General features: G+C 38.5%; 16 protein-coding genes, 1 tRNA gene and 1 pseudogene. 10 read left to right on the top strand and 8 right to left on the bottom strand.

Annotation, left to right across the window (positions count from 1 at the left end):
* The 10 genes and pseudogenes from B9N62_RS06310 to B9N62_RS06265 form a co-directional block, all read left to right on the top strand.
* Nucleotides 1-206: pseudogene (locus tag B9N62_RS06310) on the top strand (phage recombination protein Bet); the annotation flags it as partial.
* Nucleotides 206-682 carry a DUF736 family protein gene (locus B9N62_RS06305; protein WP_087584821.1) on the top strand — a complete coding sequence of 159 codons (477 nt, stop codon included), beginning with the start codon at nucleotides 206-208 and terminating at the stop codon, nucleotides 680-682. The pseudogene B9N62_RS06310 and the gene B9N62_RS06305, both read left to right, overlap by 1 nt.
* A 37-nt stretch (nucleotides 683-719) precedes the next feature.
* Complete coding sequence (locus B9N62_RS06300; protein ID WP_087584820.1) at nucleotides 720-1295, top strand: hypothetical protein; 576 nt, start codon at nucleotides 720-722, stop codon at nucleotides 1293-1295.
* A 4-nt stretch (nucleotides 1296-1299) separates the two neighbouring features.
* Nucleotides 1300-1866 carry a hypothetical protein gene (locus tag B9N62_RS06295; protein ID WP_087584819.1) on the top strand — a complete coding sequence of 189 codons (567 nt, stop codon included), beginning with the start codon at nucleotides 1300-1302 and terminating at the stop codon, nucleotides 1864-1866.
* On the top strand, nucleotides 1863-2111 hold the full coding sequence (locus B9N62_RS06290) for a hypothetical protein (protein ID WP_087584818.1): 249 nt from the start codon (nucleotides 1863-1865) through the stop codon (nucleotides 2109-2111). Before B9N62_RS06295 ends, B9N62_RS06290 begins: the two co-directional genes overlap by 4 nt.
* A complete protein-coding gene (locus tag B9N62_RS06285; RefSeq protein ID WP_087584817.1) occupies nucleotides 2098-2547 on the top strand; it encodes a hypothetical protein in 450 nt (149 codons plus the stop codon). Before B9N62_RS06290 ends, B9N62_RS06285 begins: the two co-directional genes overlap by 14 nt.
* An 11-nt stretch (nucleotides 2548-2558) precedes the next feature.
* Nucleotides 2559-2822, top strand: coding sequence for a hypothetical protein (locus B9N62_RS06280; protein WP_087584816.1), 264 nt, complete (start codon nucleotides 2559-2561; stop codon nucleotides 2820-2822).
* On the top strand, nucleotides 2819-3271 hold the full coding sequence (locus B9N62_RS06275) for a YopX family protein (protein ID WP_087584815.1): 453 nt from the start codon (nucleotides 2819-2821) through the stop codon (nucleotides 3269-3271). The genes B9N62_RS06280 and B9N62_RS06275 overlap by 4 nt, the downstream gene beginning before the upstream one ends.
* On the top strand, nucleotides 3264-3446 hold the full coding sequence (locus B9N62_RS06270) for a hypothetical protein (protein WP_087584814.1): 183 nt from the start codon (nucleotides 3264-3266) through the stop codon (nucleotides 3444-3446). Before B9N62_RS06275 ends, B9N62_RS06270 begins: the two co-directional genes overlap by 8 nt.
* Nucleotides 3443-3640 carry a helix-turn-helix domain-containing protein gene (locus B9N62_RS06265; RefSeq protein WP_035143794.1) on the top strand — a complete coding sequence of 66 codons (198 nt, stop codon included), beginning with the start codon at nucleotides 3443-3445 and terminating at the stop codon, nucleotides 3638-3640. The genes B9N62_RS06270 and B9N62_RS06265 overlap by 4 nt, the downstream gene beginning before the upstream one ends.
* Here B9N62_RS06265 and B9N62_RS06260 read toward each other — a convergent pair.
* The 8 genes from B9N62_RS06260 to rpoB form a co-directional block, all read right to left on the bottom strand.
* Nucleotides 3589-4815: a tyrosine-type recombinase/integrase gene (locus tag B9N62_RS06260; RefSeq protein ID WP_087584813.1), complete on the bottom strand. Its 1227-nt coding sequence runs from the start codon at nucleotides 4813-4815 to the stop codon at nucleotides 3589-3591. The genes B9N62_RS06265 and B9N62_RS06260 overlap by 52 nt on opposite strands.
* Before the next feature lie 190 nt (nucleotides 4816-5005).
* A tRNA-Arg gene (locus B9N62_RS06255) sits at nucleotides 5006-5082 on the bottom strand.
* A 77-nt stretch (nucleotides 5083-5159) separates the two neighbouring features.
* Complete coding sequence (fusA, locus tag B9N62_RS06250; RefSeq protein ID WP_087584812.1) at nucleotides 5160-7238, bottom strand: elongation factor G; 2079 nt, start codon at nucleotides 7236-7238, stop codon at nucleotides 5160-5162.
* 12 nt (nucleotides 7239-7250) lie between these two features.
* Nucleotides 7251-7721, bottom strand: a complete 471-nt coding sequence (gene rpsG / locus B9N62_RS06245) for a 30S ribosomal protein S7 (protein ID WP_021090980.1) — start codon at nucleotides 7719-7721, stop codon at nucleotides 7251-7253.
* Between the two features lie 78 nt (nucleotides 7722-7799).
* Nucleotides 7800-8198 carry a 30S ribosomal protein S12 gene (gene rpsL / locus B9N62_RS06240; RefSeq protein WP_021090705.1) on the bottom strand — a complete coding sequence of 133 codons (399 nt, stop codon included), beginning with the start codon at nucleotides 8196-8198 and terminating at the stop codon, nucleotides 7800-7802.
* 131 nt (nucleotides 8199-8329) lie between these two features.
* Nucleotides 8330-8719, bottom strand: coding sequence for a DoxX family protein (locus tag B9N62_RS06235; RefSeq protein WP_087584811.1), 390 nt, complete (start codon nucleotides 8717-8719; stop codon nucleotides 8330-8332).
* A 122-nt stretch (nucleotides 8720-8841) separates the two neighbouring features.
* Nucleotides 8842-13356 (bottom strand): DNA-directed RNA polymerase subunit beta', encoded by a 4515-nt coding sequence (rpoC, locus tag B9N62_RS06230; RefSeq protein ID WP_087584810.1) that lies wholly within the window; start codon nucleotides 13354-13356, stop codon nucleotides 8842-8844.
* Nucleotides 13343-17488 carry a DNA-directed RNA polymerase subunit beta gene (gene rpoB, locus B9N62_RS06225; protein ID WP_087584809.1) on the bottom strand — a complete coding sequence of 1382 codons (4146 nt, stop codon included), beginning with the start codon at nucleotides 17486-17488 and terminating at the stop codon, nucleotides 13343-13345. Before rpoB ends, rpoC begins: the two co-directional genes overlap by 14 nt.
* Between the last annotated feature and the right edge of the window lie 51 nt (nucleotides 17489-17539).

Below are 17539 nucleotides of genomic sequence, written 5' to 3'. Positions count from 1 at the left end.
TTGAAGTTGAAATCGCAACTGTAAAAGAAAATTTGACAGTTGAGCCAATGCCTCACGATCTACTACAAAGTGAGCTGGTGAAACGAGGCGCAAGTGAAACAGAGGCTGAAAAATTAGTTGAGAGGCTAAGTATTGATGAGGCTACTGCCTATCTAAACGATCCAAGCAGTATAGACAATTTAATAGAAAATTTAAAGGATAACTAATGAATATAGGCTATTTTAAAAATCAAACTTTCAAAGCTCAAGACGGCAAAGAAGTAAAATTTATAGGGGGTATGATAAACATACCCTTTTTACGCCCTATTGAGTGTGGGCTGATCCCAACTCCTGATGAGGAGCTAGCTAAAAATCAAAACGCCCCAATATATAAAATAGTGCTCTTTAAGCCTAAAAATTACAAGGGAGCAAGGCAAATTATAGGGGGCATTTGGAATGCTGTCAGCAATGACGGAAAAACAAACTATTTTAGGGGGCATATAGAAACGCCTCTAGTAGCTGGCGGACGTGTTTATTTAGCGTTATTTACTCCAAAAGAACCTAATGGGTTAATGTTTGAAGCCACATGGAGCGCCCCAAAAAGAAATAATAACTCCCACACGCCACAAGCTAGCACCACCATAGATGATGATGTAGATATTGACGCCGACAAATACGATAACGACGAAACGATACCGTTTTAATCGTTTGACTTATAAATAAATTATTAAAGGAACTAATATGACTCAAGATAACAAGAAAGTCCCGTTTTGTTTATCCGATGAAGATACGAAATTTTTAATGGATTTAGGGAAAGAGATGCTCAACCAAGACACTAGAAGTACCGCTCAGCCCTACGGTCTGACGGTTCAAAAGAAAGAGATTATTATCACAGATGAGGAATTTGCTGATAATTGGACGCTATTTAGCGAAGGGGATGCCGTGGCTGAGGGGCTTAAGCAGGCAAAAACATACCTAATAGACGAAATACACGAAAAACTAATAGATGCCGATGATGACACCCAAAAACTAGAATTAGCAAAAGAGCTTGGCATTCTTTTAAATGTGGATGATGATGACGACTTGCAAAGCTACATAAGAGATCGGGAGGAATTGAGAGACTATTGTTATTATCCGACTATGCAAAGGTGGGTGGTAGATGAAAGAATGGTATTTACTTTTAGCGATAGAGAAGCTAGAGAGTATGCTAAACGCGGCGAAAATTATAGGACTTATGGCGTATATCTAGGACGTAGCCCTATTATGTCTCGCTTGTGTGAAATTTTATTAAAAATAGGTGAGCAGGCAAAAGGCTAAAAAAATGGGCAAAAACTTCAGCGGTAACACGAACAAGAGTCGATCAAAAAGCGACTTCTATCAGACGCCGTATAGCATCACGCGGCGTCTCTTGGAGGTAGAGAAGTTTAGCGGACGCATACTAGAGCCCGCTTGCGGTGCAGGCGCGATAACGGCAATTTTAAAAGAGGCGGGCTACGAGGACGTCACGGCTTACGATTTGCTGCTAGACGGCAAAGATTTTCTAGCCGAAACGCGTAAATTTGACGCGATCGTCACAAATCCACCGTTTAGCTTCGCCAAAGAGTTTATTTTAAAAGCGTGCGAAGTCGCGCCTAGATTTGCGTTTTTACTACCACTTAATTACTTACACGGCAAAGAGCGACTAGACAAAATTTATTTACGCGAGATTTTAGAAAAAGTCTACGTTTTTGCGCGCTATCCTTTGCTATCTACAGAGATACGCCCAGACGGAAAATACGAAACGGGGATGATGGTGTATGCTTGGTATATTTTCGATACTAGACACAAAGGTGCGCCGAGTATACACTGGATAGACAATAGCGATGACGTAGCAAAGAAAAGAAAATGACTTACGGCGAAGCGATTATGAACGCAAAAGATAAGATGAAGCTAGTAAAAGGCACGTTTAAGATAGGCGTGCCACTGCCACAGCGGTTAAACTTTGAAAGTGCGATGAAATACTACTGCGAAAAACTAGATCGCTACTGGCTTAGCAAAATCGAGCTAAATCCAGCCTCTAAATTTTCAAAGCAGGACGTGCTACAAATATTAAAAGGTAGAAACCTAAACGGAGCGAGCGATGACAACGGCTGAGATAAAAGACGCCGCTATTTTTGTAATGGCGTATTCGTTTTTACAAATGGATAGCACCGAGAAGCTAGGGCTATTTATAAACAAAAAAGCAAGCAAATTTATCGACGAGCTAATAGAAGCGATGACGCCGATAGTAGGACACTATCACACTTTTAAAAGGCGGATAGAAACTCAAATAAACGCTTTGGATAACAAGGCGAGCATTGCCAAGCAAAGCTTTAGCACGACAGCGCCACAGCTAGCTTGTGATCTGCTTTATTTGCGTTTAGCACCAAATGAACGCAAGGGGCAAAGATTAGCGCCGATACTGGCTGATTTTTACGCGGTGAATAAAGACAAGATAGCCTATATATCAAACAAGAGTTGTGATACGAAATACCGCAAAGAAGCAGAGGATAGCCAAACGCTGGCTTATTTTTATATTGAGAATATTTAAAAGGAGAACTAATGAAAGACATATATGAAAGCGTCTTAGTATGTATAGTGGTGGCTGCAACTTGTGTAGGTGCAATGTTAATAGTAGCCTTTATTTTTTTAAGCAAGCTAGTTGATTACATAGGGCTTGGTATTTTCTTTTTGTATACGTTTTTTGTAACTTTACCTTTTCTTATATTGTATAGGTTTAAGGAGTTTAAAAAAGACCCTAAAGGCTTCATAAAGAAAAAAGTAATAGATGCAACTGCTCATTTTGCAGAGGGAGGAATAATATGAGAGAAATCGAATTTAGAGCTTATGTTTATGATTTGACTGATAAGGATAGCCATCCTCTTGAAATAGATGTCCGAGCAGGTAAATTATGGGACGTGGTAAGCATAAATTTTAAAGACCAAATAGTTGAAATTATGGATGATGACGGCAATGTATGGGAATATGGACTAAATGACGAGATTGCACTTGTTCAATACACTGGCTTAAAAGACCAAAACGGCAGAAAAATATACGAGGGGAATATAGTCAGATTTTGTCCGCAAGCTCCTCGTAGTGAAGAATTACCAAACCCACAAGATGGCGAGATGGGCGAAGTATTTTTTGACATAGGAAGTTTTGCAGTTAGACCTATTGATAGAAAACGAGAAGTACTAGAATTTTTTCTAGACGAACTTGGTGAATGGGTTGTAGTTGGCAACATTTACAAAAACAAGGAGCTATTAGATGAGTAGCCCAGAAAAAGATAAACATTTAGCAGCCCTTGCAAACCTAGAGGCGTTTTGTGAGGCACACAATGAAAAGATAAATTTAGTTGAGCGATTACAAACTCTTTTATTTAAATGCGACGTCCGCTATTTACGGAACGCATTACGAGATTTGAAAGATTATATTAAGGAGAGGAAATGAGCGAGATAGCAGCCCTAAGTGAAGCGGTCGGTTTTATCCCCTCAAAATATGCAAGGGAAATTTTAAACATTTCAAAACCGACCCTAAAAAAACTCATTGACGCTGGTATAATCAAGGCTAATAAAATAAACCAGCGTGTTATCTACTGTGACTTAGCCTCGATAAAAGAATATATGTCAGGACAAAGGGCATAAATAAAACCTTGCCACCAAAACATAAGCTCTTTACGCTCTTTTAAATTCTTTGCGTGATTATATGCGTCTTTTACCTTGTTTGTTTCAATATGTGCTAGACAAAGCTCAATAATATCACTGCTTTGTTTATGCTCTGCCCTCTTTTCGTGGCAAATGGTGCTAAATGTAGCCCTAAAGCCGTGTGGGGTTATTTCCTCATTTGAGTAGCCCATGTTTCTAAGGGAGCAACGGCACGCATTATCACTAATAGGTCTTGTTAAGCTTCTTACGCTTGGGAATAGATATTCACTTTTAAAAGTGCCTCTATATAATTGTAAGAATTTGCAAAGATCATCAGCTAAAAAAACAACGTGCGGACGCTTCATTTTCATTTGCTCGGCTGGTATTCGCCAAAGCCCATTATCTAGGTCAAACTCCGACCATTTAGCCGACCTTGCGTTGAGTGGGCGTACGGCAGTCATTACACTAAGCACCAAACACGCTTTAACTCTAACATCGCCACTATAATAGATTATGTTATTTAATAGTTGTGCTAAAGCCTGATCGTCTGTTATGGCGGCGTAGTGTTTTGTTTCGGGGGCTTTAAAAAGCGCTTTTTTGTCAATATCTAAAACGATATTATGCTCTACATATTCTTTTAGTACGGCATATTTATAAAGCTCTTTTAATGCCCCTAGCGCTTTACTAAATGTTATATACTTCTTTTCAAATTCCAAAAACTCAAGGGCTGAAATAATATCACGCCTGCTTATTTTTTTAATATCCATATCGCCAAATTTAGGCAAGTAAAATCTATCAAAAAAACTCTTGATCGTTTTTTGCTGTTTTGGCAAAACCTGCTTTTGCTTTCTACTAAACCACTCTTGAAAAATATCCTTAAATCTTTTTCCCTCGTCCGCATTATTTTTTTTAGGGTCTATCCCTTTACTTATTTGCTCTTTTAACTCTAGTTTTAACGCACGAGCTTCCTTTAGGCTCATTATCGGATATTGCCCTAAAGTTATTCTTGCCATTTTGTTGGTTGCAGGGCTTTTATACTCTAATATAAAAGATTTTTTGCCATTAGGGCGTATCTCTATTAGCATATTCTCGCCGTCACTAACAAAATATTTATTCTCTTTAGGCTTTAGCGATTTTAAAAGGGTGTCATTTACTTGTGGGCTTGTCTTTGGCATAGTTTTACTGACCTATTTTTTAAAATTTTGTGGATTATATCATTAGTCAGTAAAAAAGTCAGTTAAAAAATATTTCGCTATCTTTTTACAACTTTTTACTTATTTTTATAACTTTTCACCTATTTTTAGGGAAACTAGCTAAGATTTACTGGTGTATTTTTTACAACTTTTTATTTGTTTTTATAAGTAGTGGTGTCCCCAACAGGGTTCGAACCTGTGGCCTTAGAATTAGGAATTCTACGCTCTATCCAGCTGAGCTATGAGGACAAATTTGCGAGTTAGTTTATTTTTTAGCTGAGCAGCTAAAGGCAAAGGGCAGATCGCTCTGCCCTATTTTTGGCTAATTAGCCATTTCTCTTTTTAATGATCTCTTCACTTACGTTTTTAGGAACTTCTTCATAGTGGTCAAATTCCATAGAGTAAGTCGCACGACCTTGTGTCATTGAGCGAAGGTCTGTTGAATAGCCAAACATTTGAGCCAATGGACAATAAGCGGCAATGATCTTCACGCCATTTCTATCATCCATTGAATTTACTTGTCCACGGCGTTTATTAAGGTCACCTATAACATCACCCATATACTCTTCTGGAGTTTCTACTTCAACCTTCATCATAGGCTCAAGAATAACAGCACCTGCTTTTCTAGCACCTTCCTTAAAGCCCATTGAAGCAGCAAGCTTAAATGCCATTTCAGACGAGTCAACTTCATGGTAACTACCATCAAATAGTGTAACTTTAACGTCTTCAACTGGATAACCAGCAAGAACACCGCTTTGAAGTGCCTCTTTGCAACCTTTTTCAACAGCTGGGATGTATTCTTTTGGAACAACACCACCTTTGATATCATTAACAAACTCAAATCCACTAGCAGCTGGAAGCGGCTCAATACGTAAAAATACGTGACCGTATTGACCACGACCGCCTGATTGTTTAGCATACTTATATTCTTGCTCAACTGTCTTACGAATAGTTTCACGATAAGCAACTTGTGGTTGTCCAACTTCAGCATCTACTTTAAATTCACGAAGCATACGATCAACTATGATCTCCAAGTGAAGCTCACCCATACCGCTAATAATAGTTTGACCACTCTCTTCGTCTGTACTAACTCTAAAACTTGGATCTTCTTGAGCTAGTTTTTGAAGTGCTATTGCCATTTTTTCCTGGTCTGCCTTTGTTTTTGGTTCAACTGCAACACTAATAACTGGCTCAGGGAAGTCCATTCTCTCAAGGATAACTTTATCTTTTTCGCTAGCTAGAGTATCACCTGTTAGAGTATTTTTTAGACCAACAACAGCGCCGATCTCACCAGCAAAAAGCTCAGTAATCTCTTCACGTTTATTTGAGTGCATTTTTAGCAAACGACCGATTCTCTCTTTGCAGTCTTGAACTGTGTTGTAAGCATAGCTACCACTTTCAAGGCTTCCTCTATAAACACGGATAAATGTTAGCTGTCCAACAAATGGGTCAGTCATAATCTTAAACGCAAGAGCGGCAAATTCGCCATCATCTGTACTTTCAACAGTCACTTCAGCGCCATCTTCATAAACACCATTTATCGCTGCGATCTCATCTGGAGCTGGTAAATAATCAACAACAGCATCAAGTAGAGGTTGGATACCTTTGTTCTTAAACGCAGTTCCGCAAAGCATAGGCGTGATAGTCATTCTTAAGCAGCCTGCTTTTATACCTTTTTTAATCTCTTCTTCAGTTAGTTCTTCGCCTGCAAAGAATTTCTCCATCAAGCTATCATCTGTCTCAGAAACAGCTTCGATTAGTTTTGCACGGTATTCTTCAGCCTTATCTTTAACTTCAGCTGGGATTTCTTCTTCAACATAGTCAGTTGGCTTTTTCTCATCATTCCAAACGTAAGCTTTCATTCTTACAAGGTCAACCACACCTCTAAAGTTATCCTCAGCACCTATAGGAATTTGAATAGGTATTGGGTTTGCTTTTAGTCTTTCCCTAATCTGCTCTTCAACTCTAAAGAAATTTGCACCTATTCTATCCATTTTATTAACAAAAACGATTCTTGGTACGTGATATTTATTTGCTTGTCTCCAAACAGTTTCTGATTGTGGTTGAACACCACCAACAGAACAAAATACTGAAACAGCACCGTCAAGAACACGCATAGAACGCTCAACTTCGATAGTAAAGTCAACGTGTCCCGGAGTGTCAATTAGGTTTATTTGATAACCCTTCCAAAATGCCGTAGTTGCAGCTGAAGTAATAGTAATACCACGCTCTTTTTCTTGTTCCATCCAGTCCATGGTAGCAGCACCATCATGAACCTCACCTATTTTATGGCTCATACCAGTAAAGAATAAAATTCTCTCACTAGTAGTTGTCTTTCCAGCATCAATGTGAGCCGCAATACCGATATTTCTTACCTTATGTAAAGGCGTTTTTCTCTCTGCCATATTAATTCTTTCTTACCAGCGGTAGTGAGCAAATGCTTTATTAGCCTCTGCCATCTTGTAAGTATCTTCCTTCTTCTTGAAAGATGCACCTTTTGAGTTTGCCGCATCTAAGAGCTCATTTGCTAGTTTATCTATCATAGTTCTTTCGCTTCTTTTTCTGGCGTAAGTTATAAGCCAGCGAATAGCAAGAGCTTGTTGGCGAGCTGGGCGAACCTCAACTGGTACTTGATAAGTAGCACCACCAACACGGCGTGATTTAACTTCTAAAATAGGTTTTACATTTTCAATAGCATCGTTAAAAACGTCGATGCCTTTAACCTCAGCATTTTTCTTTTCTATGGCTTTAATAGCACCATACATTATCTCAGTAGCGACGCTTTTTTTTCCATCATACATAAGAGAATTAATAAATTTAGTGATTATTTTATTTCCGTAAATCGGATCAGGTAAGACTTCCCTTACAGGGGCTTTTCTTCTTCTCATTTTGATCTTTCCTTCAAATTTTTATGAAATTTTACTCAAACGTTTGCAAATTTTAGCAACGTCTGCGAACCTAAATTTTTACTTTTTTGTTGCAGCTGCAGCGCCAGCTTTAGGGCGTTTAGCACCATATTTAGAACGAGAAACTGTTCTTTTTGCAACACCAGCAGTATCAAGTGCACCACGAACGATGTGATATTTAACACCTGGTAAGTCTTTAACCCTACCGCCGCGAACTAAAACAATACTGTGTTCTTGTAGGTTGTGACCTTCACCACCGATATAGCTGATGACTTCAAAACCACTTGTTAGCCTGACTTTGGCAACTTTCCTCAAAGCTGAGTTTGGTTTTTTAGGAGTTGTAGTATAAACCCTAGTGCAAACTCCTCTTCTTTGAGGGCACTCTTTTAACGCTGGAGATTTTGACTTAACAGTCACTTTCTTGCGTTCTTTTCTGACCAATTGATTTATGGTTGGCACAATAATTCCTTTCAACTAAATTTATTAAAAAGACCTAATTTTATTTAAAATAAACTTAAATAACGGTTAATAAGTTAGACTTACTCATCTAATTCTTGATTTTATAAAAACTCTGCCGTCTTTATTTTGTATTAGTCTTGTTTGACAGCATATTTGCCACTACCTATCAAAAGAATACAAAGTGAAATAGCAATATAAAGATAGATAAGTTCCGATTTAAAGCCATTAACCTCATTTAATGCAAATAAATTTGCAAATCCATAGTACGAGTATAAAATAGTAATACTAGTACCTAAAACTAGGATAGCGCCTACTCTTGAATAAAAACCAATAGTTAACATAATGGGCGCTAAGACCTCTCCAAGGTAAGAAAAATATGCCAAAAATCCAGGCAAACCAGCATTTACCAATATACCTTTTACCCCACTAAGTCCATGTAAAATTTTACCAAAACCATGCATAAAAAGGCAGATACCAAGTCCTAAACGTATAAATAAAAGTCCAAGATCAACGTTTTTCATAAATTCTCCATGATGTGATTTCAAAGATAAAGATTTTATTAGGTGATAGTTAATAGCTTGTAAATTTTTAATTGATTTAATTTTATAAAGTAGTTAAGCCCCAAAAATAGGGGCTTGAAGTATTAGTTTTCTTTGATTTTTACTTTTTTATCCTTATAAAAACCAGTTCCAACTGGGATCATACGTCCAAGGATGACGTTCTCTTTTAGATCCTCAAGATAGTCAAATTTAGCAGCAATCGATGCTTCTGTTAAGACTTTAGTTGTCTCTTGGAACGATGCAGCAGAGATCACGCTATCACTTCCGATAGCTGCTCTTGTAACACCAAGGAGGATCGGTTCAGCGATAGCTGGTTCGCCACCCATGTTCATGATGCGCTCGTTCTCTTCTTTAAATTTATTTCTTGATACCATATCGCCAACGATGAAATTTGTATTTCCGCTATCAACGATTTTAACTTGGCGAAGCATTTGAGAGACGATGATCTCGATATGTTTATCTGCGATCGCAACACCTTGGCGACGATAAACTTGCTGAATTTCACTGATCAAATAGTAGTGAAGTGCCTTTTCACCAAGAATTCTTAAGATATCGTGGCTTGAGATAAGTCCGTCTGTTAGTTTTTCACCAGCATGAACAAATTCGCCGTCTCTTACTTGGATCTGGCGGCTCTTTTCGATCAAATACTCAGCTGTCATGCCATCTTCTGCTTGGATGATGATGCGCTCTTTTGAGCGAAGTGGCTTGTCAAATCTAACAACGCCATCGATCTCTGCAACGATAGCTGTATTTTTAGGGCGTCTTGCTTCAAATAGCTCACTAACTCTTGGAAGACCGCCAGTAATGTCTTTTGACTTAGCAACAGCTTTTGGAGTCTTAGCCAAAATGTCAGCTTGAGCTACTTCGTCGCCACTTGACACAAAGATCGCAGTTTTTGGATCAAGCGGATACTTGATCAAATGTCCGCTCTTTGTAGTGATAATAATCGCTGGTTTTACGCCACTTGGCAAATACTCGTTGATAACAAGACGTCTTTGACCAGTTGCCTCGTCAACTTGCTCAGTCGCGCTATATCCTGGCTCAACATCCTCAAAGCTAACCACACCAGCCTCTTCTGCGATAGTTGGAGTTGAGTATGGATCCCACTCAGCGATTATTAGCTTGTCATCTTTTTCAGGTAGTGAGACCACTGTCGCTCTTTCTACCGCATCATTATCTGATACTTGGATGATAGAATTTCTTGGGATATAATGGCGAACTGCTTCACGTCCATCTTTATCAGAAACAACTACAAAGAAACCTTTTTCAGTTACCTTGTGACCTTTTTTGATATCTTTAACCCTATCAAGATAATCACCCTTTAATATGAAAAATTTAACCACACCATTTGCGTCAGCTAAAATTTTACGAGTTACAGGGTCTCCGTCTGAAATTTTAAGTTCACTAGCGTATGGGATACGATTTGGGATATTCCAACCCTCTTTTATGATCTCAACGATACTTTCATTCTCTTTTACTTTATCGCCACTTACATAAGGTATATACATCTTTCCTTCGATCTTTCCGCTAACACCAGCTAATTCATTTGGCTTAGCAAGATCGTTTCTTCTAATTGTATATTTAACCTCTTCTTTTTTACCTTTTATCACGATATTTACATCTTCGTGGGCATATTCGATCTCTATTTTACCGTCAATCGTTGATTTAATCTTTGGTTCAACAAGTAGTACAGCCGCACTTCTTCTATTTGCAACGATCTTCTTATCACCGTTATCATAAGTATTAAGGTTGTAATATCTGATAAAACCTTCTTTTTGGGCGATTACTTGACGATCTTGTTGCTCAGTAGAAGCCGTACCACCGATGTGGAATGTTCTTAGCGTTAGCTGAGTACCTGGCTCACCGATAGACTGAGCTGAGATAATACCAACTGCTTCACCTGGCTTTACAAGTTTGCCCTCGCCCAAGTTTAAGCCATAGCATTTTGCACAAACGCCTTTAGGTGCTTTGCACGTAATAGGTGTTCTAATACTCACTGATTTTATACCAGCCTCAGTTATAGCTCTAGCTTTTTCTTCATCAAGGAGCGTGCCTTCGCTAAATAAAATTTCATTTGTTATAGGATCGATCACATCATCTGCTAAAACACGGCCTAATACTCTTTCTTCAAGGCTTTCTATTAGCTCGCCACTCTCTGTAATATCTGTGATTTCAACACCCTCGTGCGTACCGCAGTCATGCATTGTAACCTTAACGTTTTGAGCTACGTCGATTAGCTTTCTTGTTAAGTAACCAGCGTTAGCTGTTTTTAGCGCGGTATCTGCAAGTCCTTTTCTAGCTCCGTGGGTAGAGTTAAAGTACTCCATTATATTTAGACCTTCACGGAAGTTTGAAATGATCGGCGTTTCAATGATCGAACCATCAGGTTTTGCCATAAGACCACGCATACCAGCTAGCTGACGAATTTGTGCTGCACTACCTCTCGCACCTGAGTCCGCCATCATATAAATTGAGTTAAATCCGCCTTTATCATTTTGGATAAGCTTCATCATCTCGCTTGCAACGCTGTTGTTTGTGTCTGTCCAGATATCAATGATCTTGTTGTATCTCTCACTATCTGTTAAAAGACCAGCGCCGTATTGCTTTTGAATTTCACGAACTTTTTTCTTAGCTTCGTCGATATATTTTTGCTTGCTATCTGGTACGATGATATCTGCGATAGAGATAGAAATTCCCGCTTTTGTCGCATATCTAAAGCCTAAATTTTTAAGCTTATCAAGGAAGTCAGCCGTTACTTCAAGACCGCCATTTCTATAAACATAATCAACCAAATTTGCAATATCTTTTTTCTTCATGATCTTATTCCACATATTATCAGGAACAAAATCAGGTAGTATTGCTCTTAGTATCAAACGACCAGCCGTCGTAAAGATGATCTTGTTATCAACCATTGTTTTGATTTTAGCGTGAAGGCCAAGAGTGTTAGCCTCTTCAGCAATCATTACTTCATCAACGCTTGAGAAAATTTTATTTGCACCTTTTTCGTCATTTCTCTCTAGGCTTAAATAATAAATTCCTAAAACCATATCTTGTGAAGGGACTGTAATAGCCTTACCGCTTGCAGGAAGCAAAATATTCATTGAGCTAAGCATTAAAATTTTGCACTCAGCGATAGCCTCTTGTGATAGTGGCACATGAACAGCCATTTGGTCACCGTCAAAGTCTGCGTTGAACGCCGCACAAACTAGTGGGTGAAGTTGGATAGCCTTGCCCTCAACAAGCACTGGGTGAAACGCTTGGATAGAAAGCTTGTGAAGTGTCGGAGCACGGTTTAGCATAACTGGATAGTCTTTAACGACCTCTTCTAGACACTCCCAAACCTCATTTGTCTTATCCTCTATCATCTTTTTAGCTTGCTTAACAGTTGTCGCATAGCCCTTTTCTTCAAGGCGAGCAAGCAAATGTGGCTTAAATAGCTCTAGAGCCATCTTCTTTGGAAGACCGCACTGATCCATTTTTAGCTTTGGACCAACGACGATAACAGAACGTCCAGAGAAGTCAACACGCTTACCTAGCAAATTCTGACGGAATCGGCCTTGCTTACCTTTGATGATCTCACTTAGTGATTTTAGTGGACGCTTATTTGCGCCTTTTACTGCATTTGCTCTGCGGCCATTGTCAAATAGTGCATCAACAGCCTCTTGAAGCATTCTCTTTTCGTTTCTGATAATGATTTCAGGCGCATCAAGCTCAAGTAGACGTTTTAGACGGCTGTTTCTGTTTATTACACGGCGATATAAGTCGTTTACGTCCGAAACAGCAAATTTACCACCATCAAGGCTGACTAGCGGCCTAAGATCAGGCGGAAGAACTGGTAAATTTGTTATCATCATCCACTCTGGGCGGTTACCTGAATTTAAAAAGCTCTCAATAACTTTTAGGCGTTTTACGATAGTCTTTTTCTTAGCCTCAGAGTTTGTAGCCTCCATCTCTTCTTTTAGTTGATTTAGGATTTGCATCAAATCAAGTTCAGCTAGCATATCATAGATGACCTCGCCACCCATTCTAGCCGTAAAGCCAGTCTCTTCATATCTTGAAGCTAGACTTTGATATTGCTCTTCATTTAAAACGTCGTATTTTTCAACTTTTTTAGAATTTTCATTGTCGTAATAAGCCTCACCAGCATTATCAACAATGTATGCCTCATAATAAAGTACGCGCTCAAGATCTTTCATCTTAATACCAAGAAGTGCGCCAATACGGCTTGGTAAGAAATTTACATACCAGATATGAGCCACTGGAGTTACAAGCTCAATGTGACCCATGCGAGAGCGGCGAACTTTAGATGTTGTTACTTCAACACCGCACTTTTCGCACTTGATGCCTTTATAACGCATCTTTTTATATTTGCCACAAAGGCACTCGTAATCACGGATCGGTCCAAAAATTTTCGCACAAAATAAGCCGTCACGCTCAGGTTTTAGCGTACGGTAGTTGATAGTCTCTGGTTTTTTAACCTCGCCATAACTCCAAGATTTTATCTTCTCAGGACTTGCTAAACGAAGTTGAAAAGCTTCAAAATCACGAGGTCTATGCTCTTCTTTTATCTCAACTGGTTTTAAATTAGTTAGTTTCATTTGTCTCATCCTCATCATATACTTCTACATCAAGAGCTAGTGATTTTAGCTCGTTTGTTAGAACAAAGAACGTCTCAGGGATACCAGTCTCAGGAACGTTTTCACCTCTTGTTAAAGCTTTATAAGCAGATAGTCTTCCCTCAACATCATCTGATTTTACAGTTAGCATCTCTCTTAGTGTATGAGCGGCACCATAAGCCTCAAGTGCCCAAACCTCCATCTCACCAAACCTTTGACCACCAAATAGCGCCTTACCGCCAACTGGTTGCTGCGTAACAAGGCTGTATGGTCCAGTACTTCTTGCGTGAACTTTCTCATCAACCAAATGGTGAAGTTTTAGCATATACATACAACCAACATTAACGCGCTCTCTTATCTTTGAGCCTGTACGTCCGTCATATAGCTCAGTTTTACCATCGCTATCTATCTTTGCCATCTCAAATAGCTTTGCAAATTCGTCAGCCTTAACGCCTTCAAAAATCGGAGTTGCAAATCTTACACCATTGCTCCAATCTTTTGCATACTCAAGAAGCTTCTCATCACTCATCTTGCCAAGAGCTTTTTTAGCATCCATTAGCTTAGCAACGCCTGCTATCTCTATCATCTTGGCTCTTAGCTCTTTTATCCACTCGCCTTTTTTGGTCTCAAAAATTTCATTGATCTGCTCGCCTAAGCGGTAACCAACAAGACCAAGGTGGCTCTCTAAAATTTGACCGATGTTCATACGGCTTGGAACGCCAAGTGGGTTTAGCACGATGTCTACGATCTGGCCGCTTGGAAGGTAAGGCATATCGACTTCTCTTACTATATTTGAAACAATACCTTTGTTACCGTGACGTCCAGCCATCTTATCGCCAACTTTTAGTTTGCGTTTTGTAGCTATATAAACTTTTACAAGTTTTACAACACCGCTTGGTAAAATATCATCTTTTTCTAAAATTTCTATCTTAGCATCGTGCTCTTCTTTGAACTTTTTCTTCTCATTTTGGAAGTAATTTTTTAACTCGTCATATTTCTTTTGGATATCTTTTGAAAAGCTTTTAACGATAGCATTTAGGGTAAATCTATTTATATTTTCAAGATCAGCCTTATTGATCTTTGAGCCCTTCTTATACTCTTTTTTATTTACCTCTTGATCGCTCGCTAGCGGGTTCTTAGAAAGAAGCGCTGTAACTTTTAGCATCTCTTCACGGTCAAGCATAAGCAGTCTATCATGATGCTCTTTTTCTAAAAGCGTCTTCTCCTCTTCATAAGCCTTGTTTGTTCTGCTATCTTTTTCATAACCTTTTTTAGTGAAAATTTTAACATCAACAACCACGCCTTCCATCGAAGCTGAAGCGTATAGCGATTTATTTACCACGTGACCAGCTTTTTCGCCAAAGATCGCACGCAAAAGTCTTTCTTCTGGGGTTGGTTTAACTTCGCCTTTTGGAGATACTTTACCAACAAGGATCATGCCGGGCTTGATCTCTGTACCAATTTTGACAATACCACTTTCATCAAGGTGTATAAGCTCCTCTTCTTTGACGTTTGGTATATCTTTTGTTATCTCCTCAACCCCGTCTTTTAACTCACGAGCTTCGATCTCTTTTTCATAGATATGGACACTTGTAAAAGCATCTTCACGTATCATTTTTTCACTAATGACGATCGCGTCTTCGTAGTTGTAGCCATTCCAAGGCATAAATGCGATTAGTGCGTTTTTACCGATAGCTAGCTCGCCTTTTTCCATACTTGGACCGTCAGCGATTATTTGACCAGCAACAATCTCATCGCCTTTTTTAACGATCGGATGTTGTGAAAAAGTCGTATTTTGGTTTGTTCTTAAATTTTTCTCTAATGAGTAGTGATCGATATATGGACCAGCTTCATCTTCACCTAAAATAAATATATTTTTATTATCAACCTTCTCAACCACACCACTACGTCTTGCCTTTACGCTTTCCCATGCATCTCTTGCAATAACGCTTTCCATACCTGTTCCAACAATAGGAGCAGTTGAGCGAAGTAGTGGTACTGCCTGACGTTGCATGTTTGAACCCATGAGAGCACGGTTAGCATCATCATGTTCTAGGAATGGAATAAGTGAAGCCGCAACACCAGCTATCATACCAGAACAAAGGTCGATCAAAGTAACATCTTCTCTACGGGCAAGCATCATCTCGCCATCTTTTCTAACCTCAATCAAGTCCTCAACGATGTGTCCATTTTCATCAAGTTTAGTTGATGCTGGAGCTATAACATTGCCCTCTTCTTGAGTTGCGGTTAAATAAACTATCTCATCAGTCACTTTGCCATCTATAACTTTTTTGTAAGGAGCTTCAACAAAGCCAAGATCATTTACTTTTGCATAGGTTGAAAGCGTATTGATAAGACCAATATTTTGACCTTCTGGAGTCTCAACCGGACAAATTCTGCCGTAGTGGGTTGGGTGAACGTCACGCACCTCAAAGCCAGCACGCTCTTTTACTAAGCCACCCTCGCCAAGCGCAGATAGACGGCGCTTGTGAGTAACTTCGCTAAGTGGGTTTGTCTGATCCATAAACTGGCTTAACTGTCCGCCTGTGAAAAATTCCATAATTGTGGCAGTAATCATTTTTGGATTAATGAGATCGTATGGCATAATCTCTTCGGTATTATTACTTAAACTTGTAAATTTATCGCGGATAGCCTTTTGCATCTTTACAAAACCGAGGTGAAGTTCGCTAGCAAGTAGCTCGCCGATTGACCTTATACGGCGGTTGCCAAGGTGATCTCGGTCATCAATGTGACCTTGTCCATTTTTAACTTTTATAAGATATTTTGCAGTTTTTATGATATCTTCACTTGTTAGTAAAGTAACATATTCTGGTACATCAAGTGAGAGCTTATGATTCATTTTCATACGACCAACTTTTGTTAAATCGTATCTCTCAGGGTTAAATAGCATATCATTTACAAAACTCTTTGCGGCCTCTTTTACAACTGGCTCTCCTGGTCTCATAACCTTATAAATTCTAATAGCCGCAAGATCATTTTCATCATCAATGCCCTCAGTTTGTTTTAAAACCTTAAGCATATCGTTGTCAGCTATGAAAGAATTTATAATCGCATCATCAACACCAGCAGCAGAGTTATTTATAATCTCAATACTTTCATACTCAGCTAAAATCTTCGCAAGTTTATTCTCGTCAAGAGCAGATAGTGTATCATATAAAATTTCTCCACTCTCTGTATTTATTACAGGGTTTGCCAAATATCTACCAATAAGTGCTTCAACTGGGTATTCAACAAATTTTACTCCATCCTCGATCAACTTGTCAGCTTTTTTCTTAGTAAGACGCTTGCCCGCTTGGTGAAGAATTTCTCCATCTTCGTTTTTTATATCATATTCAACTCTTCCCAAATAATCTTCAGGATTAAAAAGAGTTAAGAATTTGTTATTTTTAATAACTAAATTTTGTATTGGATAAAACAACTTAATAATGTCTTGTTTTTTATATCCAAGCGCCCTAAATAATATAGTTACTGGCACTTTTCTACGTTTATTTATTCTAACATATAAAATATCTTTTGTGTCATATTCAAAATGTAGCCAAGAGCCACGATCAGGTATTATTTGAGCTGTATAAATTAATTTATTTGCAACAGTCGCGCTCTCTTCTTGTTTAAAAATAACACCTGGGCTTCTATGGAGTTGATTTACAACAACGCGCTCAACACCATTTATAATAAATGAAATTCTATCAGTCATTAGTGGAATTTCGCGTATAAAAATTTCTTGTTCTTTTATATCTTTAACACCGACTTTATCACCTGTCTTATCATCTTTCTCATGAACGATAAGACGTATTTTCATCTTTAAATTTACAGAGTATGTAAGACCTCTTTCTATACACTCTCTGATCGTATATTTTGGTTTTCCAATTTCTGAGCCAACATACTCTAAAGTCAAACGATTTTGCGGATCATGTATAGGGAAAATCGACTTAAAAACTTTTTCGATACCGCTTTCAGTTTGATTGTTATTTAGATTTAAAAAATTATCAAAGCTCTTTTTTTGTAGTTGTAGTAGGTTCGGAACGTCTATCTCTTTAACGACATTAGAGAAGTCAACCCTAAGACGATTTCCTGAGTATAAGCTATTTAACATTGCATCTACCTCGTGGTAATTTTGAAAGAAAAGTATAGCCTTTTAACAAGG

The organism is Campylobacter concisus (genome assembly GCF_002165785.1).
Classification (GTDB): domain Bacteria; phylum Campylobacterota; class Campylobacteria; order Campylobacterales; family Campylobacteraceae; genus Campylobacter_A; species Campylobacter_A concisus_W.
Note: the sequence above shows the minus strand (reverse complement) of the source record. Positions and strands in the feature narration are given on the sequence as shown.

Bases quoted from the DNA above. Each gene is read 5' to 3' on its own strand.
- B9N62_RS06305 (WP_087584821.1), top strand. From the start codon at position 206: ATGAATATAGGCTATTTTAAAAATCAAACTTTCAAAGCTCAAGACGGC.
- B9N62_RS06300 (WP_087584820.1), top strand. From the start codon at position 720: ATGACTCAAGATAACAAGAAAGTCCCGTTTTGTTTATCCGATGAAGAT.
- B9N62_RS06295 (WP_087584819.1), top strand. From the start codon at position 1,300: ATGGGCAAAAACTTCAGCGGTAACACGAACAAGAGTCGATCAAAAAGC.
- B9N62_RS06290 (WP_087584818.1), top strand. From the start codon at position 1,863: ATGACTTACGGCGAAGCGATTATGAACGCAAAAGATAAGATGAAGCTA.
- B9N62_RS06285 (WP_087584817.1), top strand. From the start codon at position 2,098: ATGACAACGGCTGAGATAAAAGACGCCGCTATTTTTGTAATGGCGTAT.
- B9N62_RS06280 (WP_087584816.1), top strand. From the start codon at position 2,559: ATGAAAGACATATATGAAAGCGTCTTAGTATGTATAGTGGTGGCTGCA.
- B9N62_RS06275 (WP_087584815.1), top strand. From the start codon at position 2,819: ATGAGAGAAATCGAATTTAGAGCTTATGTTTATGATTTGACTGATAAG.
- B9N62_RS06270 (WP_087584814.1), top strand. From the start codon at position 3,264: ATGAGTAGCCCAGAAAAAGATAAACATTTAGCAGCCCTTGCAAACCTA.
- B9N62_RS06265 (WP_035143794.1), top strand. From the start codon at position 3,443: ATGAGCGAGATAGCAGCCCTAAGTGAAGCGGTCGGTTTTATCCCCTCA.
- B9N62_RS06260 (WP_087584813.1), bottom strand. From the start codon at position 4,815: ATGCCAAAGACAAGCCCACAAGTAAATGACACCCTTTTAAAATCGCTA.
- fusA (WP_087584812.1), bottom strand. From the start codon at position 7,238: ATGGCAGAGAGAAAAACGCCTTTACATAAGGTAAGAAATATCGGTATT.
- rpsG (WP_021090980.1), bottom strand. From the start codon at position 7,721: ATGAGAAGAAGAAAAGCCCCTGTAAGGGAAGTCTTACCTGATCCGATT.
- B9N62_RS06235 (WP_087584811.1), bottom strand. From the start codon at position 8,719: ATGAAAAACGTTGATCTTGGACTTTTATTTATACGTTTAGGACTTGGT.
- rpoC (WP_087584810.1), bottom strand. From the start codon at position 13,356: ATGAAACTAACTAATTTAAAACCAGTTGAGATAAAAGAAGAGCATAGA.
- rpoB (WP_087584809.1), bottom strand. From the start codon at position 17,488: ATGTTAAATAGCTTATACTCAGGAAATCGTCTTAGGGTTGACTTCTCT.